33 protein-coding genes and 1 tRNA gene are annotated in these 26,576 nt (G+C 32.3%); 12 read left to right on the top strand and 22 right to left on the bottom strand.

The window, feature by feature from the left end; translation table 11 throughout:
• Positions 1–24: 24 nt before the first annotated feature.
• The 9 genes from uspA (at position 25) to A9G32_RS00515 (ending at position 9,350) form a co-directional block, all read left to right on the top strand.
• Entirely contained in the window at positions 25–477 is a 453-nt protein-coding gene (gene uspA, locus A9G32_RS00475; RefSeq protein WP_065589863.1) for a universal stress protein UspA, read from the top strand.
• A 180-nt stretch (positions 478–657) separates the two neighbouring features.
• Positions 658–1,413 (top strand): SDR family oxidoreductase, encoded by a 756-nt coding sequence (locus A9G32_RS00480; RefSeq protein ID WP_065589864.1) that lies wholly within the window; start codon positions 658–660, stop codon positions 1,411–1,413.
• Between the two features lie 139 nt (positions 1,414–1,552).
• The gene (locus tag A9G32_RS00485) at positions 1,553–1,882 is read left to right on the top strand and encodes a hypothetical protein (protein ID WP_034914101.1); all 330 of its coding nucleotides are present in this window, start codon (positions 1,553–1,555) and stop codon (positions 1,880–1,882) included.
• Between the two features lie 348 nt (positions 1,883–2,230).
• Positions 2,231–4,687 carry a bifunctional aspartate kinase/homoserine dehydrogenase I gene (gene thrA, locus A9G32_RS00490; RefSeq protein WP_065589865.1) on the top strand — a complete coding sequence of 819 codons (2,457 nt, stop codon included), beginning with the start codon at positions 2,231–2,233 and terminating at the stop codon, positions 4,685–4,687.
• Positions 4,688–5,626: a homoserine kinase gene (gene thrB, locus A9G32_RS00495; RefSeq protein WP_065589866.1), complete on the top strand. Its 939-nt coding sequence runs from the start codon at positions 4,688–4,690 to the stop codon at positions 5,624–5,626.
• A gap of 110 nt (positions 5,627–5,736) precedes the next feature.
• Positions 5,737–7,026, top strand: coding sequence for a threonine synthase (thrC, locus tag A9G32_RS00500; RefSeq protein WP_034914088.1), 1,290 nt, complete (start codon positions 5,737–5,739; stop codon positions 7,024–7,026).
• A 218-nt stretch (positions 7,027–7,244) separates the two neighbouring features.
• Positions 7,245–7,697, top strand: coding sequence for a transcriptional regulator NrdR (gene nrdR / locus A9G32_RS00505; protein ID WP_034914085.1), 453 nt, complete (start codon positions 7,245–7,247; stop codon positions 7,695–7,697).
• Positions 7,698–7,705: 8 nt separating this feature from the next.
• Entirely contained in the window at positions 7,706–8,836 is a 1,131-nt protein-coding gene (gene ribD / locus A9G32_RS00510; protein ID WP_065589867.1) for a bifunctional diaminohydroxyphosphoribosylaminopyrimidine deaminase/5-amino-6-(5-phosphoribosylamino)uracil reductase RibD, read from the top strand.
• A gap of 61 nt (positions 8,837–8,897) precedes the next feature.
• A complete protein-coding gene (locus A9G32_RS00515) occupies positions 8,898–9,350 on the top strand; it encodes a hypothetical protein (RefSeq protein ID WP_065589868.1) in 453 nt (150 codons plus the stop codon).
• 80 nt (positions 9,351–9,430) lie between these two features.
• Here the strand turns inward: A9G32_RS00515 and A9G32_RS00520 are convergent, their stop codons facing one another.
• A complete protein-coding gene (locus tag A9G32_RS00520) occupies positions 9,431–10,189 on the bottom strand; it encodes a M48 family metalloprotease (RefSeq protein ID WP_065589869.1) in 759 nt (252 codons plus the stop codon).
• A 152-nt stretch (positions 10,190–10,341) separates the two neighbouring features.
• On the opposite strand from A9G32_RS00520, the gene queA reads away from it, so the two are divergent.
• Positions 10,342–11,373 (top strand): tRNA preQ1(34) S-adenosylmethionine ribosyltransferase-isomerase QueA, encoded by a 1,032-nt coding sequence (gene queA / locus A9G32_RS00525; protein WP_065589870.1) that lies wholly within the window; start codon positions 10,342–10,344, stop codon positions 11,371–11,373.
• Between the two features lie 87 nt (positions 11,374–11,460).
• On the opposite strand, the gene A9G32_RS00530 is transcribed toward queA, so the two are convergent.
• Positions 11,461–12,141 (bottom strand): M48 family metalloprotease, encoded by a 681-nt coding sequence (locus tag A9G32_RS00530; protein WP_065589871.1) that lies wholly within the window; start codon positions 12,139–12,141, stop codon positions 11,461–11,463.
• Between the two features lie 138 nt (positions 12,142–12,279).
• Here A9G32_RS00530 and tgt point away from each other — a divergent pair, with 138 nt between their 5' ends.
• Both tgt and A9G32_RS00540 read left to right on the top strand, forming a co-directional pair.
• Positions 12,280–13,416, top strand: coding sequence for a tRNA guanosine(34) transglycosylase Tgt (gene tgt / locus A9G32_RS00535; protein WP_065589872.1), 1,137 nt, complete (start codon positions 12,280–12,282; stop codon positions 13,414–13,416).
• A 72-nt stretch (positions 13,417–13,488) separates the two neighbouring features.
• Positions 13,489–13,565, top strand: a tRNA-Pro gene (locus A9G32_RS00540).
• 288 nt (positions 13,566–13,853) lie between these two features.
• Here A9G32_RS00540 and A9G32_RS00545 read toward each other — a convergent pair.
• The 20 genes from A9G32_RS00545 to plsB form a co-directional block, all read right to left on the bottom strand.
• Complete coding sequence (locus A9G32_RS00545) at positions 13,854–14,405, bottom strand: hypothetical protein (protein WP_065589873.1); 552 nt, start codon at positions 14,403–14,405, stop codon at positions 13,854–13,856.
• A 19-nt stretch (positions 14,406–14,424) separates the two neighbouring features.
• Positions 14,425–14,718, bottom strand: coding sequence for a hypothetical protein (locus tag A9G32_RS00550; protein ID WP_065589874.1), 294 nt, complete (start codon positions 14,716–14,718; stop codon positions 14,425–14,427).
• Between the two features lie 52 nt (positions 14,719–14,770).
• On the bottom strand, positions 14,771–14,962 hold the full coding sequence (locus A9G32_RS00555) for a hypothetical protein (protein ID WP_065589875.1): 192 nt from the start codon (positions 14,960–14,962) through the stop codon (positions 14,771–14,773).
• Between the two features lie 665 nt (positions 14,963–15,627).
• Positions 15,628–16,176 carry a hypothetical protein gene (locus A9G32_RS00560; protein WP_065589876.1) on the bottom strand — a complete coding sequence of 183 codons (549 nt, stop codon included), beginning with the start codon at positions 16,174–16,176 and terminating at the stop codon, positions 15,628–15,630.
• A 3-nt stretch (positions 16,177–16,179) separates the two neighbouring features.
• Complete coding sequence (locus A9G32_RS00565; protein ID WP_065589877.1) at positions 16,180–16,500, bottom strand: hypothetical protein; 321 nt, start codon at positions 16,498–16,500, stop codon at positions 16,180–16,182.
• Positions 16,501–16,586: 86 nt separating this feature from the next.
• Complete coding sequence (locus A9G32_RS00570; RefSeq protein ID WP_065589878.1) at positions 16,587–16,886, bottom strand: hypothetical protein; 300 nt, start codon at positions 16,884–16,886, stop codon at positions 16,587–16,589.
• Between the two features lie 102 nt (positions 16,887–16,988).
• Positions 16,989–17,726, bottom strand: a complete 738-nt coding sequence (locus A9G32_RS00575) for a hypothetical protein (protein ID WP_065589879.1) — start codon at positions 17,724–17,726, stop codon at positions 16,989–16,991.
• Between the two features lie 62 nt (positions 17,727–17,788).
• A complete protein-coding gene (locus A9G32_RS00580; RefSeq protein WP_141672706.1) occupies positions 17,789–18,115 on the bottom strand; it encodes a hypothetical protein in 327 nt (108 codons plus the stop codon).
• A gap of 97 nt (positions 18,116–18,212) precedes the next feature.
• Positions 18,213–18,482, bottom strand: coding sequence for a DUF7710 domain-containing protein (locus tag A9G32_RS00585; protein WP_034913569.1), 270 nt, complete (start codon positions 18,480–18,482; stop codon positions 18,213–18,215).
• 41 nt (positions 18,483–18,523) lie between these two features.
• A complete protein-coding gene (locus A9G32_RS00590; RefSeq protein ID WP_141672707.1) occupies positions 18,524–18,916 on the bottom strand; it encodes a hypothetical protein in 393 nt (130 codons plus the stop codon).
• Complete coding sequence (locus tag A9G32_RS00595) at positions 18,903–19,235, bottom strand: DUF7716 domain-containing protein (RefSeq protein ID WP_442902873.1); 333 nt, start codon at positions 19,233–19,235, stop codon at positions 18,903–18,905. The genes A9G32_RS00590 and A9G32_RS00595 overlap by 14 nt, the downstream gene beginning before the upstream one ends.
• 102 nt (positions 19,236–19,337) lie before the next feature.
• Positions 19,338–19,616 (bottom strand): hypothetical protein, encoded by a 279-nt coding sequence (locus A9G32_RS00600; protein ID WP_065575069.1) that lies wholly within the window; start codon positions 19,614–19,616, stop codon positions 19,338–19,340.
• Between the two features lie 535 nt (positions 19,617–20,151).
• A complete protein-coding gene (locus tag A9G32_RS00605; RefSeq protein ID WP_065589883.1) occupies positions 20,152–20,637 on the bottom strand; it encodes a hypothetical protein in 486 nt (161 codons plus the stop codon).
• A gap of 16 nt (positions 20,638–20,653) precedes the next feature.
• Positions 20,654–21,037 (bottom strand): hypothetical protein, encoded by a 384-nt coding sequence (locus A9G32_RS00610; RefSeq protein ID WP_034913545.1) that lies wholly within the window; start codon positions 21,035–21,037, stop codon positions 20,654–20,656.
• 211 nt (positions 21,038–21,248) lie between these two features.
• Entirely contained in the window at positions 21,249–21,554 is a 306-nt protein-coding gene (locus A9G32_RS00615; RefSeq protein WP_065589884.1) for a hypothetical protein, read from the bottom strand.
• A 78-nt stretch (positions 21,555–21,632) separates the two neighbouring features.
• Positions 21,633–22,082: a hypothetical protein gene (locus A9G32_RS00620; protein WP_065589885.1), complete on the bottom strand. Its 450-nt coding sequence runs from the start codon at positions 22,080–22,082 to the stop codon at positions 21,633–21,635.
• Positions 22,083–22,150: 68 nt separating this feature from the next.
• Positions 22,151–22,459 carry a hypothetical protein gene (locus A9G32_RS00625; protein WP_218055793.1) on the bottom strand — a complete coding sequence of 103 codons (309 nt, stop codon included), beginning with the start codon at positions 22,457–22,459 and terminating at the stop codon, positions 22,151–22,153.
• 177 nt (positions 22,460–22,636) lie between these two features.
• Positions 22,637–23,065: a CPCC family cysteine-rich protein gene (locus tag A9G32_RS12485; RefSeq protein WP_176701292.1), complete on the bottom strand. Its 429-nt coding sequence runs from the start codon at positions 23,063–23,065 to the stop codon at positions 22,637–22,639.
• Positions 23,066–23,244: 179 nt separating this feature from the next.
• The gene (locus A9G32_RS00635) at positions 23,245–23,769 is read right to left on the bottom strand and encodes an SMI1/KNR4 family protein (RefSeq protein WP_065589886.1); all 525 of its coding nucleotides are present in this window, start codon (positions 23,767–23,769) and stop codon (positions 23,245–23,247) included.
• Between the two features lie 95 nt (positions 23,770–23,864).
• Entirely contained in the window at positions 23,865–26,279 is a 2,415-nt protein-coding gene (plsB, locus tag A9G32_RS00640) for a glycerol-3-phosphate 1-O-acyltransferase PlsB (protein WP_065589887.1), read from the bottom strand.
• Positions 26,280–26,576 lie beyond the last annotated feature (297 nt).

Below are 26,576 nucleotides of genomic sequence, written 5' to 3' on the forward strand. Positions count from 1 at the left end.
TTAAATTGGAAGGAGTAATGTATCATGGCTTATAAACACATATTAGTTGCAGTAGATTTATCACCTGAAAGTGAAGTTCTTGTCGAAAAAGCAGTTTCTATGGCTAGGCCATATAATGCTCAAATATCTTTGATTCATGTTGGTATTAATTATTCGGATCTTTATACTGGTTTAGTTGATATTAATATGAATGATATGAAAGACCGAATTACTGAAGATGCGCATATTGCATTAAATAAACTAGCCAATGATGCGGGATATCCTATAGCTCATACTCTTTCTGGGAATGGTGAATTTGACCAAGTATTAATCGAAGCAATTCATGAATATGGCGCTGATCTTGTCGTGTGTGGTCATCATCAAGACTTTTGGAGTAAGTTGATGTCTTCTGCTCGTCAACTTATCAATAATACACATATTGATACCTTGATTGTTCCGCTAAAAGATGAAGAACCAGCAGAAGAACCTGCTAAATGAAGTATTAAATATCAACCCGCTTAATTAGCGGGTTTTTTATAGATATTAGATAGTTTTTTGTAAAAAACTTTCAGGTAACTATGTGTTTCAGTATATTTTTATGTACTACTTTTTGTTTATGCATATAGTCGTTTATCGAAATATACTCCAATTTTAACTTAGTTTATAAGGGGATTTAATATGAATATAGCTTTGGTTACTGGTGCATCCTCTGGTTTTGGGCAAGCTATTTGCCGTAAACTTATAGCAGATGGTTATAAAGTTGTAGGCTTAGCTAGACGTGCAGATAAATTACAAAACCTTGCAGATGAATTAGGTGCTAATTTCTTTTCATTACCATTAGATATAACTAAAAAAGATGCAGTAAATACTATTTTATTGCAATTACCAAATGAATTTAAGCCCATAGATATTTTAATAAATAATGCAGGTCTAGCATTAGGTTTAGAACCTGCTTATGAAGCAGATTATAACGATTGGGAAACAATGATTGAAACTAATATTATTGGGCTAGTAAATCTAACTCGACAAATATTACCAGAAATGGTTGAGCGCAATTTTGGTTATATTATTAATCTTGGATCTGTGGCTGGTACTTATGCTTATAAAGGCGGAAATGTTTATGGTGCATCTAAAGCTTTTGTTAAACAATTTAGTGCTAATTTGCGTACCGATTTATTAGGGAAAAAGGTTAGAGTTACTAATATCGAACCGGGATTATGTGGTGGTACAGAGTTTTCAAATGTTCGCTTTCATGGCGATAACCAGAAAGCCGCACAGGTTTATCAAGGTGTTGAATTTATTACTCCTGAAGATATAGCCAATACTGTCTCTTGGTTAATTAATACACCAAATCATTTTAATGTTAACTCAATTGAAATAATGCCTGTTGCACAAGCATCGGCAGGATTGTCTATTTGTAAAGAGACCAAATAATATTCCTTTTTTATTAATTTTTCTTCTGTTGATTTTTAGTAGAAATTAAAAAAATTTGTTTGGCAAACAAAATAGACTTGCACTTATGCTAATGGGTTGTTATTCTTTCTTCTTGTGATTTTGATTGAGGTTTATGGCAATGACATTTTCTGAAGTAACGAAAACATTTGCGACAAGTTTGCCTGGTACTGATAGTTATGTAAAGTTAAGAAAGGCAATGAGAGCATTAATTCAAGAAGATCCAAAAAATGCATCGGTTTATTTTTTGATTTTTGGATTTGCTCGTACATATGTTATGTTATATGAAGATCAAGAAGTATCGCCGCAATTTGCCGAAGATAATCAAAAGCTAATGTTATCGTATCTTAATATTTTAGATGAAGCATTAAAAAAACAAGATGAAAAGTGCATATATCAAGCATTGAATAAAGTTGTTAATGAATACGAAAATAGCAAAAAGGTTTTTTAAAATTACAGCCTGACATGAAAATGTCGGGCTGTTTTGTTTTTAGTTTAATTAAATATTTCTTAGGAAAAATCATGATAATTTTAGTTAGTATGACAGGAATTATTAGCACCTTAGGTACTATTATGCGATCTAGGGTGGGTTGATTTTTTCAATAAATATTAAAAAACCCGCCCCCTAAAGGCGGGTTTTTTATTTTGCATAGAAATAAAGTAGTTAATCTGTGCAAAAAAATTAAAAACAGAATTAGCATGATAAGACTACAAGATTTTTGATACCTATAAATAAGTTCTAAAAACTATAATTATAGATAGTAATGGGCATAAACTAAGATAATAAGTAAGGTGTGATATGAAAGTTTTAAAATTTGGAGGAACATCTGTTGCTAACGCAGAACGCTTTTTGCGAGTTGCAGAAATTATTGAAAATAATGCTAAACAAGAGCAAACCGCCACTGTTTTATCGGCACCTGCTAAAATTACCAACCATTTAGTAGCCATGGTTGAAAAAACGGTTGCTGGGCAAGATATCAAAAGTAACATTTATGATGCTGAAAAGATATTTGCAGATCTATTAGCAGATCTTGCAAAAGCTCACCCTAATTTTGCTTATGAAAAGATGAAGCATTTTGCTCTTAATGAATTAAAGCATGTTAAGCAATTACTTGAAGGTATCCGTTTACTCGGTCAATGTCCTGATAGTATCAATGCATCAATTATTTGTCGTGGAGAAAAGCTATCAATTGCTATTATGCAAGAACTTCTCAAAGCAAGAGGCCATACGATCACGGTAATAGATCCTGTTGCTATGCTTATTGCAGAAGGTGGTTATTTAGAATCGACTGTTAATATACCTGAATCGACTCATCGAATTGCTGAAATGCACATTCCACAAGACAATTTTATTCTAATGCCCGGTTTTACCGCTGGTAATGAAAAAGGCGAATTAGTTGTGCTTGGACGAAATGGTTCTGATTATTCTGCTGCCGTATTAGCAGCTTGTTTAAGAGCAAATAGCTGTGAAATATGGACCGATGTTGATGGAGTTTATACTTGTGATCCCCGTATTGTACCAGATGCCAAATTACTAAAAACAATGTCTTATCAAGAGGCGATGGAACTTTCATATTTTGGAGCAAAAGTACTTCATCCAAGAACTATTTTACCTATTGCCCAATTTCAGATTCCTTGTTTAATCAAAAATACAAATAATCCTGATGCGCCAGGCACATTAATTGGTGCTAATATTGTTGACTCAACCACACCTGTAAAAGGTATTACCAATTTAAATAACATGGCAATGATCAATGTTTCAGGTCCTGGATTAAAAGGTATGGTTGGTATGTCGGCACGTGTTTTTTCTGCGATGTCTTATGCTGGCATTTCAGTTGTACTTATTACTCAATCATCATCTGAATACAGCATTAGTTTTTGTGTGCCACAAACAGAACTTTATCGTGCAGAAGAAGCTTTAAGTGATGAATTTTTCTTAGAATTAAAAGATGGATTACTTGAACCGATCGAGGTGATTGAAAGGCTTGCTATTATCTCTGTAGTAGGCGATGGCATGCGTACCTTACGTGGTTTATCAGCTAATTTCTTTACAGCATTAGCCAGAGCTAATATTAATATTGTTGCTATAGCACAAGGTTCATCTGAACGCTCAATTTCAGTTGTAGTTGATAATGATGTTGCTGTAATGGGCGTTCGTGTTGCGCATCAGATGTTATTTGGTACTGATAAAATGCTTGATGTCTTTGTTATTGGTGTTGGTGGGGTCGGTGGTGCGCTTGTCGACCAAATTGGACGTCAACAGAAATGGCTTAAAAACAAACAGATTGATTTGCGAGTATGTGGTTTGTTTAACTCTAAACACAGCATAACCAATAGAGACGGTATTGATCTTAGTAATTGGCGTGATCAAATCAAACAGAGTGATACTAAATATTCATTAGATAGTATTATTGAGTTTGCCAAATCTAATCGATTACTTAATCCGATTCTCGTTGATTGTACTTCTAGTAGCGAAGTATCTGACAAATACGCTGATTTTTTAGCTAATGGCTTTCATGTCGTTACACCAAATAAAAAAGCAAATACTAGCTCAATGGCCTACTATTTACGCTTACGCCAAGAAGCTGCAAAAAATAAGCGTAAATTCCAATATGATACCAATGTAGGGGCTGGGTTACCGGTAATTGAAAATCTTCAAAATCTACTTAATGCAGGTGATGAGTTAATCAAGTTTTCGGGAATTCTATCTGGATCGCTTTCTTTTATATTTGGTAAACTTGATGAAGGCATGTCACTGTCTGAAGCAACTAAATTGGCTAAAGAGAAAGGTTTTACTGAACCTGATCCTCGAGACGATCTATCTGGAACCGATGTAGCTAGAAAGTTACTTATTTTAGCTAGAGAATCAGGTTTACAATTAGAATTGGATCAAATCAATGTCGAATCCGTATTACCTCCTGAATATGCACAAGGTAGCATTGATGATTTCATGGCCAAATTACCGCAGTTAGATGCACATTTTAAAGCAAAATCTGAACAAGCAGCAAAAGGAGGTAAAGTTCTACGTTATGTGGGTAGCATAGAAAACCATCAATGCAGTGTTAGAATTGAAGCTGTCGATAGCGAAGATCCTCTTTATAAAGTCAAAAATGGCGAAAATGCCTTAGCTTTTTATACTCGTTATTATCAACCTATTCCTCTTGTATTACGTGGTTATGGTGCTGGTAATGATGTTACTGCAGCAGGTGTTTTTGCTGATATTTTACGTACAACATCAGGTAAAATCGGAGGTTAAATGAGTCATAAATCTTTAACCGTTTATGCGCCTGCATCAATGGCTAATATTAGCGTTGGTTTTGATATATTGGGCGCAGCAATTAGCCCGATTAGTGGCGCTATGCTTGGTGACTGTATTACAGTTGAATCTGCTAACGAATTTTCCCTTACTAGCAAAGGTCAATTTGTCAAAAAGCTACCACGTGATCCAAAATATAATATTGTATTTCAATGTTGGCAGCGATTTTGTCAAGCAATGGGTAAAACTTTACCTGTTAGTATGACTCTTGAAAAAAATATGCCAATTGGCTCTGGTTTAGGTTCAAGTGCGTGCTCAGTAGTTGGTGCATTGGTTGCATTAAATGAGTTTTTTGATAAACCTTTTAATGAATTTGAAATGTTATCCATGATGGGAGAACTTGAAGGTCGTATTTCGGGCAGTGTGCATTATGATAATGTTGCGCCATGCTATTTAGGTGGGATGCAACTTATTCTTAATGAGATGGGTATTATTAGTGAGTCGATTCCGCATTTTGATGATTGGTATTGGGTGATGGCTTATCCAGGTATAAAGGTATCAACGGCTGAAGCACGTGCAATTTTACCTGCTCAATATCAAAGGTCTGATTGTGTAGCACATGGTCGCTATGTGGGGGGATTTTTGCATGCTTGTTATACCAAACAACCTAAGCTGGCTGCCACAATGCTTTTTGATAATATTGCTGAGCCTTATCGTAAACAATTATTACCTAATTTTGATGAAACTCAAAAACGGGTTAAGCAACTTGGTGCTTTGTCATCGGGTATTTCAGGTTCAGGGCCAACAATATTTGTGATTGCAGATAAACTTGAAACAGCTCAGCAAATTGAATTATTACTTAAAAAATATTATTTGCAAAATGATGAAGGTTTTACTCATATTTGTAAAATTGATACTCAAGGAACAAGAGTTATTTAATGTTTACTATAAAAAGTAGAGTTAAATATAACAAAATTGCCAACTATTATTCAACAAGTTGATATTACGAAGAGTGAAATATTACAGCATAAAGATAACCGGAAAATATTATGAAATTATATAACTTAAAAGATCATTCCCAGCAAGTTAGCTTTGCACAAGCAGTTCAACAAGGATTAGGAAGAGGGCAAGGTTTATTCTTTCCTCAACAATTACCTAAATTTTCATCATCCGAAATTGAGTCGTTATTAAAACTTGATTTTATTACTCGAAGTGCCAAGATCTTATCTGCTTTTATTGGTGATGAGATTAGCTGTGATGATATGCATAGACTTGTTAAAAATGCATTTCAATTCCCTGCTCCAGTAACTTCTGTGGAAGCAGACATTGGTTCATTAGAACTATATCATGGACCAACATTAGCATTTAAAGATTTTGGTGGACGCTTTATGGCGCAAGCTTTAGTGCAAGTCGCTGCTGACAAAAAAATTACTATTTTGACTGCTACTTCTGGCGATACTGGTGCGGCCGTTGCTCATGCGTTTTATCATTTACCAAATATTCGCGTCGTGATTTTATACCCAGAAGGTAAAATTAGTCCATTACAAGAAAAGTTATTTTGTACTTTAGGTGATAATATACATACAATTGCTATTCAAAGTGACTTTGATGCGTGTCAAGCCTTAGTTAAAAAAGCATTTGATGATGAAGATTTGAAAAAAACAATCGGTTTAAACTCCGCTAACTCAATTAATATTAGCCGATTATTAGCACAAATCTGTTACTATTTTGAAGCTTTTGCACAACTCACATCAACCCAACGTGAACAGCTGGTTATCTCTGTACCGAGTGGCAATTTTGGTGACTTAACAGCAGGTCTACTTGCGAAAACAATGGGATTACCTATTAAACGCTTTATTGCCGCAACGAATGCCAATGATACAGTACCTCGTTATTTAGAAACCGGTAAGTGGGAACCTCACACAACCATTGCAACATTATCGAATGCAATGGATGTAAGCCAACCAAATAACTGGCCACGTATCGAAGAGATTTATAAGCGTGAGGGATGGGATCTTAAATCACTCGGTCATGCTACTGTTTCGGATGAAGTTGCTAAGCAAACTGTTTGTGAACTTGATCAAAAAGGTTACTTATCTGAACCTCATGGTGCAATTGCTTATCGAGCACTGCGTGATCAGTTACAAGAGGGTGAATATGGACTATTTTTAGGTACGGCACATCCTGCTAAATTTAAAGAAGTGGTTGAAGATATTTTAGGTAAATCAGTTCCATTGCCTAAAGAGTTAGCAGAGCGAGCTGATATGACATTGCTTTCTCATTGTATGCCTGATGATTTTGCTAAATTAAGAGATTTTCTCATTAAATTAAATTGGTAAGTGTTTTATGCCACCAAATAGGTGGCTAATTTTTGAATGTTTGGTGAATCTTCATCATCATATATTTTAATACTATCGATGATAAAACTAACATTTAAGGTGAATAAACCATACCTATTTTTCTAGTATAATGATTAACGTCATAACAATTAGACCCTTGTTTAAATCAAAATTTTCAGATATTGTAATGATTATTTTGTTGCCATAAGGATACATTTATGCACTGTCCTTTTTGTAATGCAGATGATACAAAGGTGATTGATTCACGTCTTATCGGTGAAGGATTTCAAGTCCGTCGTAGACGGCAATGTGTTGAATGTAATGAAAGATTTACTACATTTGAAGTTGCTGAATTAATTATGCCTAATGTCATTAAAAGCAATAAAGTTCGCGAACCATTCAATGAAGATAAATTACGCAATGGTATGAAAAGGGCTCTTGAAAAACGCCCAGTGAGTTTTGATGCCATTGAAGATGCGATTACACGTATAAAATCTAAACTAAGAGCAACAGGTGAACGTGAAGTCCCAGCAAAATTAATTGGTGACTATGTGATTGAAGAACTTAAAAATCTAGATAAAATTGCTTATATTCGTTTTGCTTCGGTTTATTTTAGTTTTGACGATATCGAACAATTTAGTAATGAAATTGCTAAGTTACAACAAAAATAATCAACAATATGACTGCAATTTGCAATAAAGATCACTTCTATATGCAACAAGCCATTGATTTGGCTAAGCTTGGTCGTTTTACAACAACACCAAATCCTAATGTTGGCTGTGTCATTGTTAAAGATGATCAAATAATTGGCAAAGGTTATCACCAAAAAGCTGGTGAGCCTCATGCCGAAGTTCATGCACTAAAAATGGCTGGTGATGAGGCAATCGGCGCAACAGCTTATGTGACATTAGAGCCTTGTAGTCATTTTGGTCGAACACCTCCTTGTGCTGATGCGCTTATTAAAGCTGGCATCATTCGTGTAGTAATTGCGATGCAAGATCCTAACCCTAATGTTGCAGGTAATGGTATTAAACGCTTAAAAGAAGCAGGAATAGATGTCACCATTGGCGTTTTAACTGAGCAAGCAGAAGCTATTAATAAAGGCTTTTTAAAACTCATGCGAACAGGTTTGCCTTATATTCAACTTAAACTAGCCGCCTCATTAGATGGTAAAATTGCCATGGCATCTGGTGAAAGCAAATGGATAACATCAAATAAGGCAAGAGAAGATGTGCAACAGTTCCGAGCTCAAGCAAGCTGTATTTTAAGTACTCGTGCGACTGTGCAAGCTGATAATGCAAGTTTAACAGTTAGATATAACGAATTACCTGATGAAATAAAAAAAATCTACCTACCAGAAAAAATCCGGCAACCTGTTCGTGTAATTATTGACAGTCAAGATCAGCTAATAGGTACTGAAAATATTTTCAATCAGCCAGGTGAAACATGGGTAGTACGAAAAAAAGATAGCCTTATTGCAAAACAAAATACCAAATTAATTATAGAATCATCTAGTTGTAAACAAATAGATTTATCTAAATTGTTTGCATTATTAGCCGAAAAACAAATAAATTCGGTTTGGGTTGAAGCTGGTGCTCATCTGGCTGGAGCTCTAATAGAACAAGATTTAGTGGATGAATTAATTATTTATTATGCACCAAAATTACTTGGTCATAATGCGTTAGATATGTGTATATTGCCAAATCTGCAAAAGCTTTCATTAGCACCACAATTTCAATTTGAATCGGTTGCTATGGTGGGCGATGATCTTCGACTTATTTTAAAAAGAAAATTACTTGCAACTTTGTAAACAGTTAATAACTTTTTTCAGTAACATTCAAAACTAAAAATTTAATAGTAAGTTAGCCGGTATGTATCAAATAACAAGATTCGCCACACTTGATATCGATCTTTTTTTTAATTTAGATGAGTATCGTATTATCGAAGACTTCGGTTATGCTGATATTTCAGGAATAGGAAAAGTCTGTGGTTATCAAATTCTCTTTTTTTATATTTCGGATAATGTTGAGGCATTATCAATTGATGAAGTTATAGACAACACTTTCTTATGTGATAAAGCAAATCAAATTTTAGATTTTCTTGGTTTTGACTTTAAAATTGGTCAGCCGTTTGAGTTAACCAATCAGTTTAATCATAATTATAGATTTAAAGATCATATCTATGAAGAGCACATGCGTTACTATTATGTTTTTGATAACATTTTGATTACTCTAGGTATTAATTTGGAAGGGGTTTTGGTTTCATTTGAAATGGTTAAAGATCAATGTATTATCAATAATCGCCTTGAAACTTTTAAATCTTAGCTTCGTCTTCAAATTTTATTTTATTGGTAACAAATAAAAAAAGCGCCATTAATAGCGCTTTTGATTAAAAATTACTGTGCTTATTTTTTAAGTTCAGCGATTTTTTTACGAATGTTGTTTGCACGATCTGTTGAAGATGGATGGCTACTTAAGATTGAAGAGTCACCACCACCTAATTTATCAAATGCAGATGCAAGTCCTGCTGGATTAATTTTTTTCTTAACTAAGAAATCGAAAGAATAGTTATCCGCATCTTGTTCTTGTTTTTGTGAAAATTGAGAATTAATCACTGCTGATGCTAACGCACCTAAGCTAGATTTTGATAAAGAAGCAATTTTTGCATTACCAGAAGCAGCTGCTGCATCACGTGCTATTTCAGTTGCATAAGCAACTTGTATTGCTTTTTTACTATGACCTAAAGCTACGTGACCTAATTCGTGACCTAAAACACCTTGAATTTCATTATCAGTCATCATGTCCATTAAACCACTATAAACACGAACACAACCATTAGCCATTGCCCATGCATTAACATCTTTTGTGATATAAACTTTATAGTTAATTGGTGTACCGTCTAAGTTATTACCAAGTGCTTTAGCAATTTTCTTTAATCGTTTAGCATAAGCGCTTTTTGGTGAAGCAACTTTTGAGTGTGCATCCATTTCAGCACATGATTGTTGACTTAATGCTTTTACATCATTATCACTTAGAGTAGCAGCTTTCAAACCTTTCATGCCAAGACTAGTTAAGTCATCTGCGCTCATATTTTTACAACCAGCGAGTGACATTGCAGCAACTAAAGGCAGTGCAACCAACAATGTTTTTTGATGTTTATTCATACTCTTTTCCTTATATTAATATAAATGTCAAATGCCTAATTTCTTTAGACAATTGAAATTTTAACGTAACTTTTATAATAATCAACAAATAATTGCTTGATTAGACAATATCAGGGCTTTAGACTAATGCCTCATTTTTGAGGAACACGATTATGCAACTATCCGATTTTGATTTTTATCTTCCTAAAGAGCTAATTGCCAAACATCCTTCAGAAACCAGAAGTGCCTGTAAACTTTTATCACTTGATAGTCGCACAGGTAAAATTGAAGATAATGTTTTTACTGATATTATCGATAAAATCAATCCGGGTGATTTACTTATTTTCAATAATACTAAAGTTATTCCTGCTCGCTTATATGGAAAAAAGGCTTCGGGTGGAAAAATTGAAGTATTAATTGAAAGGATATTAGATAATAACCGAGCCCTTGTGCATATTAAGGCATCCAAATCACCCAAAGCAGGTGCTGAACTAATATTAGGTGAAAATGACCCTATTAAGGTTACCATGCTAACACGTCACGATGCTTTATTTGAATTGCAATTTCCAAATGATGTTCTTAGTATTTTAAATAAAATAGGTCATATTCCATTACCGCCATATATTGATCGTCCTGATAATGAACAAGATTGGGAAGTTTATCAAACAGTGTATAGTAAAGTGCCAGGAGCCGTTGCTGCACCCACGGCCGGTCTTCATTTCGATAAACCTTTATTAGAAAAACTAAAACAGAAAGGCGTCGAAATGGCATTTGTCACTCTACACGTTGGAGCAGGAACATTCCAACCAGTTAGGGTTGAAAACATTGAAACCCATATTATGCACTCTGAATATGCTGAAGTGCCGGAAACTGTTGTGGAAGCGGTGTTAGCATGTAAAGCACGAAACAAAAAAGTTATCGCTGTGGGAACAACTTCTGTTCGAGCTTTAGAAAGTGCAGCACAAAAAACAGGGAAAATAGCACCTTTTTTTGCCGATACCCAAATTTTTATTTATCCTGGCTATCAATTTAAAGTCATTGATTCACTTATAACCAATTTTCATTTACCTGAATCAACCTTGATTATGCTTGTTTCAGCCTTCGCTGGTTACGAAAATACCATGAAGGCTTACCAACATGCCGTTAAAGAAAACTATCGATTTTTTAGTTATGGTGATGCTATGTTTATTACAGCACAAAATTAAAAATATTTTAAATATCAAGAAAGTAGTCAATAAAATCAAACTAAGCTCAAACTTTATTGGCTATATTAAACCTATCTATATAAATACTTATATAGTACCTAATTTTTCTAAAATACGATCAATACGTTTTATATTTGATGGATGTGATGTTGTTATATTATTTGTTGAATGAATGGGCATTTTTTTTAACATAGTTACAAGCCCTGTTGGATTTATATTTCTGCTCATTAATAACTCCAAAGCATAATAATCGGCCTCAAACTCAAATTGTTGAGCAACCTCTTTTTTTACAAGAATAACTACATCTTTATTGGTTATCTCAACGTAAGGGGCTAGTCTAAATGATTTTATAGCATGTTTAAGAGCAATATGTGCTTGTTCATGAGCTAAAACTGCCTGTAATTCATTATCGTTTAATAATTTTATTAACCCACTGTTTATGCGAATACAGCCATTAGCAGTTGACCATGCATTAGGATCTGTATTTAAATAAACTTTATAATTTACTTCAATATTATTAATCTTTTTAGGTAGCGTTCCGGTTAACCTTTCAAGTTTTTGGTTGAGCCAACTATTTTCATTAGCAATAACAGATCGTTTATCTGAATCAGCACACACTTGTGCACCAATAGTCTCTATATCTTGTTCAGATAAATGTTTAATTTGCTCTGATGTAATAGTTAATACAGCTTTGTTATTTTGATTTTGACAACCAACTAACAAAATAATTGAAAAACATGATATTAAAAATAAATCAATATACCTCAAAATCCTTAAATCCTTATCAAATATTGTTTATTGAGAACTAGCACGATAAACTAATACCGCAAATTAATGATACTATAACGTATTATAACAATAATTCGCGCCAAACTGTTTATTTGGTCGCAAGAGGTTAACAAAAAAATGAAATTTGAACTAGACAATACCGATGGGCTTGCTCGTCGAGGACGTATGAAATTCGATCGTCGTGGAGTTGAATATACCGTTGAAACACCAGCATTTATGCCTGTTGGTACTTATGGCACGGTAAAAGGTATGACCCCTGAAGAGGTTACTGCAACTGGAGCTCAAATATTACTAGGCAACACATTCCATTTATGGTTAAGGCCTGGACAAGAAATCATGCGAAAACATGGTGATTTACATGATTTTATGCAGTGGCATGGCCCAATTTTGACCGATTCGGGAGGGTTTCAAGTCTTTAGTTTAGGTGATATCCGTAAAATCAAAGAGGAAGGTGTCTATTTCCGTAATCCGATTAATGGTGATTCGATTTTCTTATCACCTGAGGTTTCAATGGAAATTCAATATGATCTTGGTTCTGATATTGTGATGATTTTTGATGAATGCGCCCCGTTTCCTGCTGATTGGGATTATGTCAAAAAATCAATGGAAATGTCTTTACGTTGGGCTAAACGTAGCCGAAAGCGTTTTGATGAATTAGGCAACAAAAATGCACTCTTTGGTATTGTGCAAGGCGGAATACATCAAGAATTACGTGATATCTCAATTAAAGGATTGACCGAAATAGGCTTTGATGGCTATGCTGTTGGTGGATTAGCTGTTGGAGAGCCTAAAGCTGATATGCATCGCATTTTGGAGGGTACTTGCCCACAATTACCAGCCGATAAACCTCGTTACCTAATGGGCGTGGGTAAACCTGAAGATTTAGTTGAAGGTGTACGTCGAGGTATTGATATGTTTGACTGTGTGATGCCAACCCGTAATGCACGTAATGGTCACTTATTTGTCACAAATGGTGTAATTAAAATTCGTAATGCAAAATATAAAGACGACACTACTCCGCTTGATCCTCATTGTGATTGTTATACTTGCAAAAATTATACTAAATCATATCTTCATCATTTAGATAAGTGTGGTGAGATTTTAGGTGCACGACTAAATACCATCCACAATTTACGTTATTATCAACGTTTAATGGCTGAAATTCGTGAAGCTGTTGCGAATAAACGTTACGAAAATTTTGTCATTGAATTTTATCAACGAATTGGTAAAACACCAGCACCTTTATCGAAATAAGGACATAGCAGATATAAATTTTTATCGTAGGTATTGACACTTTTTAGGAAGCGCAGTATTATGCGCTTCCAACGGCGAGTAGCGCAGCTTGGTAGCGCAACTGGTTTGGGACCAGTGGGTCGGAGGTTCGAATCCTCTCTCGCCGACCATTTTTCCTTTCAAAACCCTTTTTTAACATCATTAATACCTTAAAAAATAACATAATTACATTATTTAATAAAAATAAAAAATTAAAGCTAACTTATTATAAAATAAGTTATTTTTTATATTTTAGCAGAAGTGAAATTACTAAAAAATGTAATTTAAAAGAAAAAGAATACTTATTAAATAAAGTTAAAATTGAAAAAGAAGAAGAAGATATACAACATATACAAAATAAAAAGGTAAAACTCCCAACAATTTTATAAAAAGAGGGAATCCCCTCTTTTTATTATTACTTATAAACCAATTATTTTCTCTCTTGAATTAAAGAGACCGCAATCGTCATAAATTTCTTTATCTTTTGAGTGACATGAACTTTTTGTTTTTTCTGCATTTTTTTTCATTTGCTCATCTGTATCACCTGAAATTTTATAATATACTTTGTTAGTGTTAAAGTTAAATAGATAATTAAAATCATTATCAAGAATATTTTGATCATATGATGATTTTTTACCAACAATTTTCACTTTTACTTTTAAATCACCAACAAAGTATGAATCACAAGTTAAATTAATTGAATCGTCAGATAATATTACTTTATTTATTTCTTCTTTTGAAACTGAGCAATTTTTCAATTCACGATCAATTATAAAAGATGGTTCTTGATTTTTACGAATTGAATAAGTATGATACTGATAGAATTTGTTATTTTTAAAATCATAAAGCATAGCCCATTCTTTTTGATCTTTTATTGCTTCTTTAGCAAATTTTACAAACTCATCATCACCACAACCAACCAACATCATGCTTAAAACACTAATACAAAAAAAACTAATTATTTTTTTCATTATTTAACCCCTTTCTTTTTTACTTAGCATTAATTAATTTGTAAGTAATGCCGTTTTTACAAACTTTTGTTGTGTATTTACCATCAGTATTTAAATTTATAGCAAGTGTTACAGTATCAAGATTACAATTTTTACTAATCTCATTCATTATTTTCATATAACCAACTCCAGTTAAATCTGGAGCTTGAGAATCAAAACCACTTGCTGTTGCTTTACCTGTTTTTAAATCATAAATAATTGTGTTTTTATCACCACATCCCACCAAAACAAAACCTAAAACACTAACACACACAAAACTAATTATTTTTTTCATTATTTTATTCCTTGTAATTAACACAAATAAGCCTCATTATTTAAATAGTTATTTATTTACCAGATAAGTTTTCTAAAATTTTTAAAATTCTTAATGTAAACATGCTTGGAAGCCAACCAAAAACAATTAAAGTAAACCCAATCCAATAAAGCAAAGCTATACCATCTCTAACTAAAGGATTCGTTGTAATATAATAATCTCCGTCAAGATCAGAATAATAACCGTTCAAAATTCTACCAAGCATCATTTTCTCCTTATCTATAAAAATTTATTAAAAGTAAAGGTTGAGTTAAAAAGATTGACTATTGTATTATGATCGGTTTCGCAGATCAATAAAATATATTGTAATAGGTTTTATCTATCGCAATTAACCTTACTGATCGTTATAATCTTTCAAAAATTTTTAAAAAGTAACAAGTTAAGTTAATTGCGTGTTTAATTTATATATTTTAATTAATCAATGGGATGGGCGAATGATATATAATGTTTTTCAATAATAAGGATAACGTGGATAATTACATTAGTTAGTTTTCTTATTTTTTCCATTTACAAAAAAAGCATATTAACATCGGCAGGTACGTTCATTTTTGATTTTGTTATTAATTTTATTTTAATTAGCGTTGTGGTATTTCTTTCTAAAAAGATTAAAAATAATTTAAAAAAGAACAAGCCAAATACTAGAGCTAATGCAACAACTTAAAATGGATGAACAAAAACTAAGAAGAATGGTAGCTAGCTGGCTAACAGCATAAAAATGCAGGAGGATTTAGGTAAATTAACGGGTTTTATGAATAAACAGGTAATTGAAGCTGCATTAAATGAATAATTGACCGAGCATCCGTCACCTTTAACTTTAAAATACACAAAATTTAGGAAGAGGGCGTTTATAGCTTATGTTTTAAATTAACACTAAAAATAAGAATAAGGTTTAGGTATACGGCGTTTTTTCGGCGTTTTCTTTTTATATGCTTTGGGCTTCCATTGAGAATAATCCGTGACATAAAGTTCATTAAGTTTTAAATCATAGGGGATGTCTTTTATATTATCAGCGATTTCATCGTAAGGTGAAGGTAGTGTGAAAGATAGACCATAATCATCATCAACAATCAGCATGCCAAGTAAGATAGCTCGAAACTTAGTTAGATAGCACAACTCTTCCATGGTAATGCCAGCATATAACTCGTTTTGATATTTATTTATATATTTGCCTTGGTAATTTTGGTTACATCCTATTCCAATAATGTCTCCGTCAAAAGTGGTAGTGATTGTCAATGTGCCATCGTTTAACGAATAGAAGCACCATCTATTTTGCTCACCAGGTGGAGAATACAATTCACATTCTTGACATTTAACATCAAAACGTTGGTACATTTCATCCAAATAAGTGAGAATGTTATCACCAATTTGAATGTTTCCTATTGATTTATAGCTAATAATGTTAGCATTCAATGCGATCATGACTTACCATCCTGATATTTGCCCATCGTCATCTAATATTTTAATCTCAGTCTGACTTCTTATCCATGTAAATAACTGCGCTAAATCTTTTTCGATCCTAGGCGGATGAGCACTTATTTCAATAAAAATTTGAGTATCTTCCAAAAATAGTCTGACATCGAACAATCTACTCTTACCATTATCCCAATATGGTGAGCCTGATAAACAGTATGCGTTATTTTTAGCAATATAAGTGGGTAATGATAAAATTTTATTGGCAATATCATAGGCATTTTGCTGATACCATGTGTGATTTATAAACACTAATCTAAACTCGGCTGACATTGAGTGGTGTTATCCTTATCATAATAAGTTTTATTACTAAAACGTATGGCTAAGTATTTGATATCCATTATTCAATAACTAAATAGTTAATCACCAGTAACACGTAATTGTTTAATATTTTTTTGTTTGAGCGTGATGATGATCCGTTGCAGTTCAGGAATAAAATTTTCAATTTGTGACATAATTTGCGTTAAATCAGTTATCAATATTGCCAAATTGCTAGCATTAAACACAACATTAACGGTGTAATAGTCACGAATTCTTTTTAATTGTTTAAGACTTTTCCAGCAGGTTGATGTACTAAATATTTTTCCATGAAGATCTTCGCTCATGGTAAATATTGCTGATTGCTGATTGTCAAAGTTGATAATAAAATCTAGCGCCATAAATTTAAATACCTATTAGGTAATGAATAGTAAGATATTATCTTACATATTTACAAGATTACTGGATTAATATCTTTGTTTTTACCATAATTATCAGACAGATTAGAGGCTGTTAGATAAAAAAGGTTTATTCAGTTTTTTAGCTAATTTTTCTACACATTCTCTAGCTGCGATTTTGTAATTGATTGCATTTTCATAGGATTCATTTTTATCAACATATTCTTCAAATGTTTTAAGTGCACCTAAAAAACGAGCGGCAACAATAGTAAATTCATTATTGATCCAACAAGAGAAAATTGTTGAAGCAAACCCTTCAAGATTTTTATAATAAACAATATTTTCGATTTTTTCGATATCTAAAATCAGTACATGATTTACCTGTAAACTTTCTGGTAATCGTTTAATCTCTGTCGCATCAATGTATAAAGTTCCGTTTACGGATAAATTTTCGGGCAAGGTGTTAATTTTTTGATTTTGTAAACTTAGATAACCTCCAACTGATAAATTTTCTGATAATTTATTGATTTGCGTGTGAAATAAATCTAAATTACCACCTATAGTAAGATTACGTGGCAATGTTTGAATCTTAGTATATTCAAGTTCTAAACTTCCAGAAACAGAAAGGCCTTCAGGCAGGTTTGTTAATTTAGTGCCACTTAATGCTAAATTACCATTAATAGAGAACTTTTCTGGTAAACTTGTGATATTTGTATAGCTTAAATCTAATCCCCCACCAATTGATAAATATGTTGGTAATACTTCAATTTGAGTATCGTATAAATTTAAATTTCCCTTAACTGTGATATGTTCAGGTAATGCTTTTATCTTAGTATATTGCAAAATTAAGTTACCAAGTACGGTTAAGTTATCAGGTAACGATTCTATTTTTGATGAGTCTAAATCTAAATTTCCTCCACAAAAAAAGTGTTAGGTAATGTTTTAATATCGCTGTAAGCTAAATATAAATTACCACCAACTGATAGATTATCAGGCAATGTCTGGATATGGGTATAATTTAAATTTAGATTGCCACCAATCGTTAAATTTTGAGGTAATTCTTCTATATGTGAATGAGCTAAATTTAGATGCCCACTAATTGATAAATTATTAGGAAGTGTCTTAATATTTGTATGATATAAGTCCACATTACCATTAATGGTTATTTTATTGTTTTTAATAAAATAATTTATTCCCTTTTTTTTAAGTAATATGAAAAATTTTTCCACCACTTATTTCCTTTTTTGTCAATGCGTTAATGGATTGTTGTGTACATAACTTGGCTTTTTTCTATACAGAATAGTTTTAATGATTAGTAATGTTTTAGTGCTATTGCTGTTGTCCTGCTTCAAAATGGTAGTGTTCCATTGAGGCACAGGTAAAAGATTCAATAAAGGCAGGTTTTGTATGCCACGTTTGTTTGGCAGTAAACAAATCATTAGCAATGGCCCAATCATACACCCCAGTATTCACAGGATAACGGGTTAATACACCAGATAATTGATGTTTTTCAATCCAAGTTTTAGCTTCAGTTAACGAGGTGAATATACCAGCAGGAAAGTTTGCTCCTTCACCATTAAATACCCATATTTCGTTCATTTTTGCTATCCTATTTAATCAATTCTGGTTGCAACATGGTATTATGCTATAAAATTAATATGTGATTTAAAACATGACAGTAGTTTAAGAGCAATGTTGTCGAAAATAGATAATTCAAAATTATTAAGATTATCTTGATATTCCATTACTTTATCCACACCATAATTTGAATAGACAAGGCAAGTTATATGTATCATATCGTTTGTGATGCGAATATTAACAATATCATTATCAAATAGTTCCATACTGTTAATTGATAATTTGAAACGCAGATAAATTTGTTGTTTCAAGATATTAACATGTACATAACTAGCCATATCAGTTAATTTAAACTGCCTAGCAATATTCGATTGTAATAAAATACCTAATTGATTGAGTTTATCAGATAAGTTTGATATCAAGTCAACTGTTTTTTTATTGTTATAAATCATCATACTGTAAAAAAGCATCGTTTTTAAAATAAAAGACAAAAGAGCTAAATAAATCCTCTAATGTTGGATTATCTAATTCATTGTTAGCTACGCTAATAATATCTTCAATTTCGGCTTTTTCTAGCGTTGGTATCCAACCTTCTTCTATAGCTTGTTTAGGCAGGTTTGAATCATCATCATCTAAAATATCTTCATCCTCAAGACTAAAAACTCCTTGGGTATTAAGTGTCCAAGATGAGTGATCAGCGGGAAGATAAAAAAAACTGTATGGCATGTTTTCTATGTTAGAAAGCATATCTCGTATAGTAATAAAATTCATCATTTTCAAAAAAAATTAAAAGGTTAAGATACTTTCAGTATTCAGACATCAGTATAATGGCATATTAAATGATTGTCAGTATATTTCAATAAGCAATGTATTCATTTAATCACCATCGGCAATAATCACTTCGTCTTCACTCACAGCTTGCTTAAGTAGCATAATTAGTTTTTGGATTTCGCTGTCGTTATGTTTTTGTAACAAGTTGATTAATATTTTTTGATGATCGGGATAGATTCTGTTTCGACCATAGACATCAATCATGATGCCTGTTTTCCGCTTTAAATCGATAAAAGCTTGCTCAAGTAATTGCACTTTTTTATCACTTAAAACAAGAGATGGCTTACTGTCTTTTTGATCTGATAAGTAGGAAAAATCTAGCATCTTTTATATTCCTTGATATTGGTAATGCGTTGATTATTCTTGGTTACATAAATTAAGAATATATTGAGGTGTCTTTTTTCGATAACGTATGCTCTGTTTTAAACCGATGGAGCCTTGCCTTACACATTTTAGCAGATCCTCATCACTAATAATAAAATCACTATCTTCCAGAAAAATATCAATCACTGCTTCGGCAAATGAATCTGGAATATGATTTAAGACAAAGTTAAAAATACGATTTTTTGCGTCGTTGTGTTGTAATATTGATTCAATGATGATCGATGCATTTTGCTGCTAATTTTCGGCAAACCGTAGAAAATCTTGCTCATTGAACGTATCTTGCAGAATGATTTTAGCTACCATTTCGCCTCTTTAGTAATATTGTAAGGTAAATATAATTGTTATTTAAAGATAAATCCTAACTCGCAACAACGATTATCGCTATATTGATTACCAATATTCAAAAAATATATAGATAATTTATTATAAACAATTTTTCATCTTAACAACTATCTAGTATTTCAATACAAAGATTTTAGTTAAGTGATATTTTATTCTTTTTAATCAAAAAATAGCGTTTGGAAGAAATTGGACGGGAAATGTAAGGTAGATATCTCAGTGCAAACGGAAAGGTTTTTATAGGTTCGTTAAAAAGTTCGAGTAACCAACCATCAGAATCCTTAAACGACATAAATTCAAAACTTATCGTATTATCGGATAAAATTTTAATATCATCAATACCATTCCCAGCAAACCAAGAAGAGTAGCCACCACCAATTCTAGCTCGATCGACGATTTTATTACTTTTTAAATCAAGTAAGTAAATAGATAAAATCTCTTCCCAAGCGTCACCATTTAGCGACACAAAAAGTAAGATATAATCATCATTATAACTAAAAGCCGCTTCTAAATAGCCCCCTTTCAGTTTTTCATTACAGCAAACACCATCAACTTCAACAAGTGAATAGATTTCGCCAGGTTTCCTGGGAGGTAATCGCTTTACTACAACATTGGATATCATTTTTATCATACTTAATCTAAAAAATGTTATTTAAAATATCAATAGAAAGCCTATCAACACTAAACTTAATAAAATCACCACTTAAGTAAGCAAAATCATAAAATAAATCATCTTGAAAAACAAGATTCGATAGTATTAATCTATTTTCAAATAGATAACCATTAATATGATGAACAAAAGTATCAGCTTGTTGCATAATAGAAAAATGCTTATCTCCAGATAGTTCAGGCTTTATCTTGTCAATAAAACACAAATTAAGTTCTAATAGATAAATATTGCCCTGATTTAGCGCACAAGCGGAAGAATTGATAAAACAGCAAAGTTGATATTGGCCAAAATCAAAAGTAGCCTGCTCCTCAATATATGGATCTATAGCAACTAGCTTTGCGTAATATTTCATTGTTTTTTCCATGTTTGATTGTGACTAGTGAGTGAGCGCATAATTAGGGGATATAATAACAGAACATCCAGATGCATAAGATCACTAAAATTCAGTTGTATTATCCTATAATTATCTTGGTTTGTGATTGTATGATATTGATTGCATTATTTCGTGAAATGAATGATTTGATATAAAAAATGAATTTAATAACCTTAACACTTTTCCCAAATCAAAATATTATCTTTGATCCTTTTGCTGGCCCCAATTGATCTATATCAATACCAATAGAGCCTAAATAATCTATCATTTGTTGATACAAATTGAATTCATGAATTTCATTAATAATCGTTTCATGTTCGTCGAAAAAATCCACACCATCGACTAGTTTTATAACTTCGTAAAGAACCCTATACTTTTTATTTTTAAAATTTATAGCAATAGTAGTAAATTGTGAAGCATTATTGGGAAGATCATCAATAATTGTTGTTTGTAATGTTCGCCCTAATCGAATATATTCATCTTTAGTATATTTCATATAACCATAACCTTTTTATTCAATATGATTTTAGAGCCTAATAGGTTTGTCATGCACTAAAGCATAAAAACAAATCATTTACTCAGTCTGATACGTTTTATACAATGCTATTTCAGCCGATATGCATTGGCTAAATTTGCAATTTAAATTTTTTATTACGTCACCTTCTGTATAACAATAGACCATAGGATCATCATGCCTATCCATAAAGAATAGACTTGAATAACCTTGATGTAATAAAAAAGCAAAGAAATTAGTGGGAATAGAAATATTGTTCTCGACCAGTAAAACTAAAGAGCCTTGGTTTATATCATCAATTTCATGAAATAATATAGCTGTACCAAGTTTAAAATCACTTGCATTAATGCCTAGTTTTGACAAAAAAATTTTATAATATACAGGAAGCCGACCATATTGGTGTTCAAGTTGAGCCAATTGTTGGTCATTACAGCCTTTGGTAACAAAACCTTTGGAAGTCAATATAGCAATTAATTGATTGAGTTGATGATTAAACTCCCATTTATTCAATGTGATTTTACCTTTATTTTTCTAGTTGGTAGATGTTCTTAGCTTGTAATTGTATTTTAAGACAGTAATTAAAGTACTTTAACAGTTGCCACTTGTTTAGGTCCCTCATAAATAATTATTTTAAACCCTTTATTGAGTAAGTAACTGGGCGCATTTTTCATTAAAAAATGGGCTTCACCAAAACCTATTCTTTCATGAGTATTAATGTTCTCATTATTTTTAACATTTATTACCAATGACCAACTTGTCATATCACCCTGCTTATCTTTAAGCGGTTCAGTGATCGGATAGTATTTTGTATTTATAGGAAGCGTTTTTTTTCCACCTTGTTGTATGGATCGCCAATAAATTTTGACATTAACTGTTGAATGTAGCATTTTTAGATTCCTATTTAGTCATTTGTTATTCTGTTATTTTTTAATGTGTTTACCAATTTATTTAATAGCCTTCTTAATAATAAATTATCAAATTTTATTTAGCCATAAAGATTGTTTTTTGTTTAAAAAATCAGATTTTACACACTTTCATTGTGATAGGAAAATTTATATAGAAAATTACACTTGCTTCAATTTTAAGCTGGTAGGTGAATACCTTCTTATAAATACATCACTGTATTGCTCAATCAATTCTTTTGTGACGATATTATTTTTATAATCTGTTAAGTAACTTTTGTTTAATTTGCTATAACCATTTTTATCCAATGTATCCGTCTGCCAATTGCAAACAGGGCATATTTCAAAAATAGCATCTTCAGCATTTTCGAACACCACAAATTGGCAACAAGCACAAGCTACCCCTGATATTCCACTATCTGGGTGATCTATAATCTTTATTTTATTACCGGTAATTTGCTCTATTTTTGTTTCGAGATAACGATTTTTTAATAACGGTGAGGGTTTATAATTATCAAAAATATCATTATTAAATATTGCTTGTTTAGCATGCTCGCAAGATTGCTGGTTTATTATGCCATTTTCAAACAAATATGTTGTTCTAGCTTGTAAGCTTAAACTAAATAACGCATGATAACTTAAAAAATTGATGACCTCATTACGCAAAAAAGATATACACATAATGTTGCTATGCCTCTATTAAGCTCATAATTAAATGAACGCTATAATGCTAATTATCTATTTAGCAAAAATATAATTATCACAAACGGTTATTTTTGGAAATAAATGTAAAGCGCAATTGAAGCAATAACCCAAACCCATATAAGAATATCTAGCTGGCGATCTTTCTTATATTTTTTGTCAAGAGATTGTAATACCTCATCCAAAAATAAAATAAAACAGTTAAATGATTCAAATTGCAGTGTTAATTTTTGCTCTACGACTGACCAGTAGTAAACACAACCATTATCTTGAGGCCTTAATGAAAGCAGGTAACAATTCGAGTATAGATCAGAAGCAAAAGGGAGCATATCTTGTAGCTGCGGAAAATCTCGCTTAAACTGCGCATAAATATTTTCTATTGTAAGGCCATATTTTATGCTAAAAAAATTAATCAAAAACTTGTCATCAACATAATTACTCATTTTACTATCAAGTTGTATAAAAGTTCCTCCGTTAAATTGGCGGTAAAAGTTGATAAAATCATCGGGAATTTTATTCCCAACGAATTGACTAAATTCGTTGAGTTCTTCATCAGTTAATTGTTGTTGTGTTTCTTCGAGTTTCAATACCATCTGTTTTTTCTTTTCACCCAAACCATATTAACTAAAAAGCATGACTTATTATTTTTTTGTTTAATAGCTTCATTATGGACTTTTTATTATTTGAGTTATAAATTGATTTCGTCGATAGTTTGCATTACTCGTGCTGTAATTAGAGGCTTAAGTATTGTATTCATGGTTTCAATTTTTCCTAAGTTGGTATCATTCTGATCATCTAAATAACCTTGCTCTCGTAGTGATGCGACTAATGTTGAAAATACACCTTTGTCGAAGAATTCTGGAGCATTAATACCATGCAAAACAGATAACCGTTCAGCAATGAGACGCGCCTCTTTTTCTAGTTTTGCACGGCTAATAGTTGGATCTTTTTGCAATAAAGAAAACGCAATAGCATAACGTTGTAAAGTATCTTTAGAAGATGAAGCAATTAATTGTAATCCCGAAATTTTTAAAGAATTTACTGTCAATTTATCTGTCGAGTCGCTAATTAAATTCAATTTGGCATAAGTTGCTATGATTTGTTGTACATATACAGTTAGCTGTTCATCATTATGATAAAGGAATAGTTCTGATTTTATTAAAGGGAAAAATCGTCTTACTTGTTCTAATATTTCGCCAGATGATATTTGGTTATATTTGAGCACAATTCTAGCTACTATTGCAGGAATAATCAGTAAATGCTGAATATTATTTCGGTAATAGGTCATTAATACTGCTTGTTCAGTTGTAAGTCCAACCATTTCACCAACTTCATCGGTAGTAATAATGAATTTACCCATTTGTTTGGCGTGTTCAAATAACTCTTCAGGTGTTTGATCTGGAATAGTTATCAAATCTGAATAAGGAATATTTTTTAATAATTTTAAAAAATAATCGATATGTTCCAGTAACCTTACTTTGGTTAGTGCGCGTTGGTCTGCGGCCAATAATATTGAACAGCATAAGTTCATCGCATTAATTGCAGCTGAAGAGTTAATATGCTCCATAATTTGTTTAGCAAGTAAATTGGTTGTTGGTGTTAACCAACTAGGGCGCTGTGTACCAGTTGGTTCTATTTCATTTCGCCAATCAGGAACTTGTTGGTTTAAAAATTGATTTAAAGGTATAGGTTGGCCAAAATTAACATAGCCAAACCCTAATTTTTTTAATTTGAAAAATGCTTTAATTGTGCGTCCTAAACTCTCTTTTTCTTTTTTTGCACCACGGAGTTCATTGGCATAAGTTGCAACTTCTAAAACATGTTCATAACCAATATAAACAGGAACAACAGTAATTGGGCGTGCATCACCACGCAATAATGTTTGGATTGTCATCATCAACATGCCTGTTTTAGGATCGAGTAACCGGCCTGTGCGTGAGCGTCCACCTTCAATAAAATACTCAACAGAATAACCACGGATAAATAGTTCAGCCAAATATTCACGAAAAACGGCAGTATAGAGCTTATTTCCTCTAAATGAGCGGCGAATAAAAAATGCACCTAATCGCCTAAAAATAGGACCTGCTGGCCAAAAGTTTAAATTAATGCCAGCAGCAATATGAGGAGGAACTAAACCTTGTCGATAAAGCACATAGGATAATAAAAGGTAATCCATATGACTACGATGACAAGGAGCATACACAATTTCGTGTCCGTTTTGCGCAAGCTCACGAACTGGATCTGCGTTTGTCACTTTAAGACCTTGATAGAGCCTATTCCATGCCCAAGTGAGAACAAAATCAGTTATTCTTAACATACGATAAGAAAAATTTGCGGCAATTTCGTTTAGCATTGCTAAAGCATTTTTTTTCGCTTTATCAATATCAATATTTTTGCTTTTAGCCTCTTCTTGTATTGCTTCTGACAGTCCAGGATTATTTAATAATTTATTAAGCATTTCTTGGCGAATGGGCAGTTTGGGGCCGACAGAAGCTACCCTTTGCTTTGCAAAATGAATACGCGCAACGCGAGCCAATTTATGTGCTAACACTGAAAGATCTTGTTTATCGACATGAATATCTTTAAACGAAACAGTACGAGAAAAGCGTGTATAACAGTCTCTGCCTGATGTCATTATTTTTAATAATTTACTGGGTGCACCAAGTACTTGCAGTGAAAGTTTTTTTTCTCCTTCTTTATCAGGGCGGCGACCAAACATGACCGAAATAGGTAGCATCTGAATATCAAGATCATGATTTTGTTGATGTGCAGAAATATAATCCCTTAAAATTTCAATCGCTTTACTTTTTTGTTGATTGGATGCAAAAATACCAGGTCCTTTATCAATATAGATATAAGCTGGAATAACTTTACCATTAATATCTATGCCAACTAATGGATCAGGTAAACTATATTGCAAACAAAGAGATCGAACCACCATCAAATCAATTTGAGAGTTATAAGGAAGTACGTATAAAATTGGCTTGTTGGTATCGAGGTCTAATTCTGTTATTGGATCGGTAGGAATTGGTTTGCTTTTAACAAAAAGCTTCACCAAAATTTGGATTAGAAAAAAATAAACTTTAGTCCACCAAGAAAACATAAAAAAATAAACCTCATACGTTTTTATTAATTATCCATTTAACTAACTTAGATTCTGCACTTTCTAACTAAACTGAGAAATGAATGTTTAAATTAAAAATTTAAAGCAGTTTTGTTTTTAGTCTGCAAAAGCATTTAATAGTTAATGCAGTATATACTTCTTACTGCTTATCTGTTAGTAAATTTGCACAATCTTTAGTCCATGTAATTAGCTGATAAAAACAACTTATATAACAATATCCAAGTCTAATATAAAGGTTTATTGATATCAACTACATGGCTCTATCTGTTTTTTGCC

The organism is Gilliamella sp. Gris3-2 (genome assembly GCF_001690345.1).
Lineage (GTDB): Bacteria > Pseudomonadota > Gammaproteobacteria > Enterobacterales > Orbaceae > Gilliamella > Gilliamella bombi.

Bases quoted from the DNA above. Each gene is read 5' to 3' on its own strand.
- uspA (WP_065589863.1), top strand. From the start codon at position 25: ATGGCTTATAAACACATATTAGTTGCAGTAGATTTATCACCTGAAAGT.
- A9G32_RS00480 (WP_065589864.1), top strand. From the start codon at position 658: ATGAATATAGCTTTGGTTACTGGTGCATCCTCTGGTTTTGGGCAAGCT.
- A9G32_RS00485 (WP_034914101.1), top strand. From the start codon at position 1,553: ATGACATTTTCTGAAGTAACGAAAACATTTGCGACAAGTTTGCCTGGT.
- thrA (WP_065589865.1), top strand. From the start codon at position 2,231: ATGAAAGTTTTAAAATTTGGAGGAACATCTGTTGCTAACGCAGAACGC.
- thrB (WP_065589866.1), top strand. From the start codon at position 4,688: ATGAGTCATAAATCTTTAACCGTTTATGCGCCTGCATCAATGGCTAAT.
- thrC (WP_034914088.1), top strand. From the start codon at position 5,737: ATGAAATTATATAACTTAAAAGATCATTCCCAGCAAGTTAGCTTTGCA.
- nrdR (WP_034914085.1), top strand. From the start codon at position 7,245: ATGCACTGTCCTTTTTGTAATGCAGATGATACAAAGGTGATTGATTCA.
- ribD (WP_065589867.1), top strand. From the start codon at position 7,706: ATGACTGCAATTTGCAATAAAGATCACTTCTATATGCAACAAGCCATT.
- A9G32_RS00515 (WP_065589868.1), top strand. From the start codon at position 8,898: ATGTATCAAATAACAAGATTCGCCACACTTGATATCGATCTTTTTTTT.
- A9G32_RS00520 (WP_065589869.1), bottom strand. From the start codon at position 10,189: ATGAATAAACATCAAAAAACATTGTTGGTTGCACTGCCTTTAGTTGCT.
- queA (WP_065589870.1), top strand. From the start codon at position 10,342: ATGCAACTATCCGATTTTGATTTTTATCTTCCTAAAGAGCTAATTGCC.
- tgt (WP_065589872.1), top strand. From the start codon at position 12,280: ATGAAATTTGAACTAGACAATACCGATGGGCTTGCTCGTCGAGGACGT.
- A9G32_RS00545 (WP_065589873.1), bottom strand. From the start codon at position 14,405: ATGAAAAAAATAATTAGTTTTTTTTGTATTAGTGTTTTAAGCATGATG.
- A9G32_RS00550 (WP_065589874.1), bottom strand. From the start codon at position 14,718: ATGAAAAAAATAATTAGTTTTGTGTGTGTTAGTGTTTTAGGTTTTGTT.
- A9G32_RS00555 (WP_065589875.1), bottom strand. From the start codon at position 14,962: ATGCTTGGTAGAATTTTGAACGGTTATTATTCTGATCTTGACGGAGAT.
- A9G32_RS00560 (WP_065589876.1), bottom strand. From the start codon at position 16,176: ATGATCGCATTGAATGCTAACATTATTAGCTATAAATCAATAGGAAAC.
- A9G32_RS00565 (WP_065589877.1), bottom strand. From the start codon at position 16,500: ATGTCAGCCGAGTTTAGATTAGTGTTTATAAATCACACATGGTATCAG.
- A9G32_RS00570 (WP_065589878.1), bottom strand. From the start codon at position 16,886: ATGGCGCTAGATTTTATTATCAACTTTGACAATCAGCAATCAGCAATA.
- A9G32_RS00585 (WP_034913569.1), bottom strand. From the start codon at position 18,482: ATGAACGAAATATGGGTATTTAATGGTGAAGGAGCAAACTTTCCTGCT.
- A9G32_RS00590 (WP_141672707.1), bottom strand. From the start codon at position 18,916: ATGATGATTTATAACAATAAAAAAACAGTTGACTTGATATCAAACTTA.
- A9G32_RS00595 (WP_442902873.1), bottom strand. From the start codon at position 19,235: ATGATGAATTTTATTACTATACGAGATATGCTTTCTAACATAGAAAAC.
- A9G32_RS00600 (WP_065575069.1), bottom strand. From the start codon at position 19,616: ATGCTAGATTTTTCCTACTTATCAGATCAAAAAGACAGTAAGCCATCT.
- A9G32_RS00605 (WP_065589883.1), bottom strand. From the start codon at position 20,637: ATGATATCCAATGTTGTAGTAAAGCGATTACCTCCCAGGAAACCTGGC.
- A9G32_RS00610 (WP_034913545.1), bottom strand. From the start codon at position 21,037: ATGAAATATTACGCAAAGCTAGTTGCTATAGATCCATATATTGAGGAG.
- A9G32_RS00615 (WP_065589884.1), bottom strand. From the start codon at position 21,554: ATGAAATATACTAAAGATGAATATATTCGATTAGGGCGAACATTACAA.
- A9G32_RS00625 (WP_218055793.1), bottom strand. From the start codon at position 22,459: ATGCTACATTCAACAGTTAATGTCAAAATTTATTGGCGATCCATACAA.
- A9G32_RS00635 (WP_065589886.1), bottom strand. From the start codon at position 23,769: ATGGTATTGAAACTCGAAGAAACACAACAACAATTAACTGATGAAGAA.
- plsB (WP_065589887.1), bottom strand. From the start codon at position 26,279: ATGTTTTCTTGGTGGACTAAAGTTTATTTTTTTCTAATCCAAATTTTG.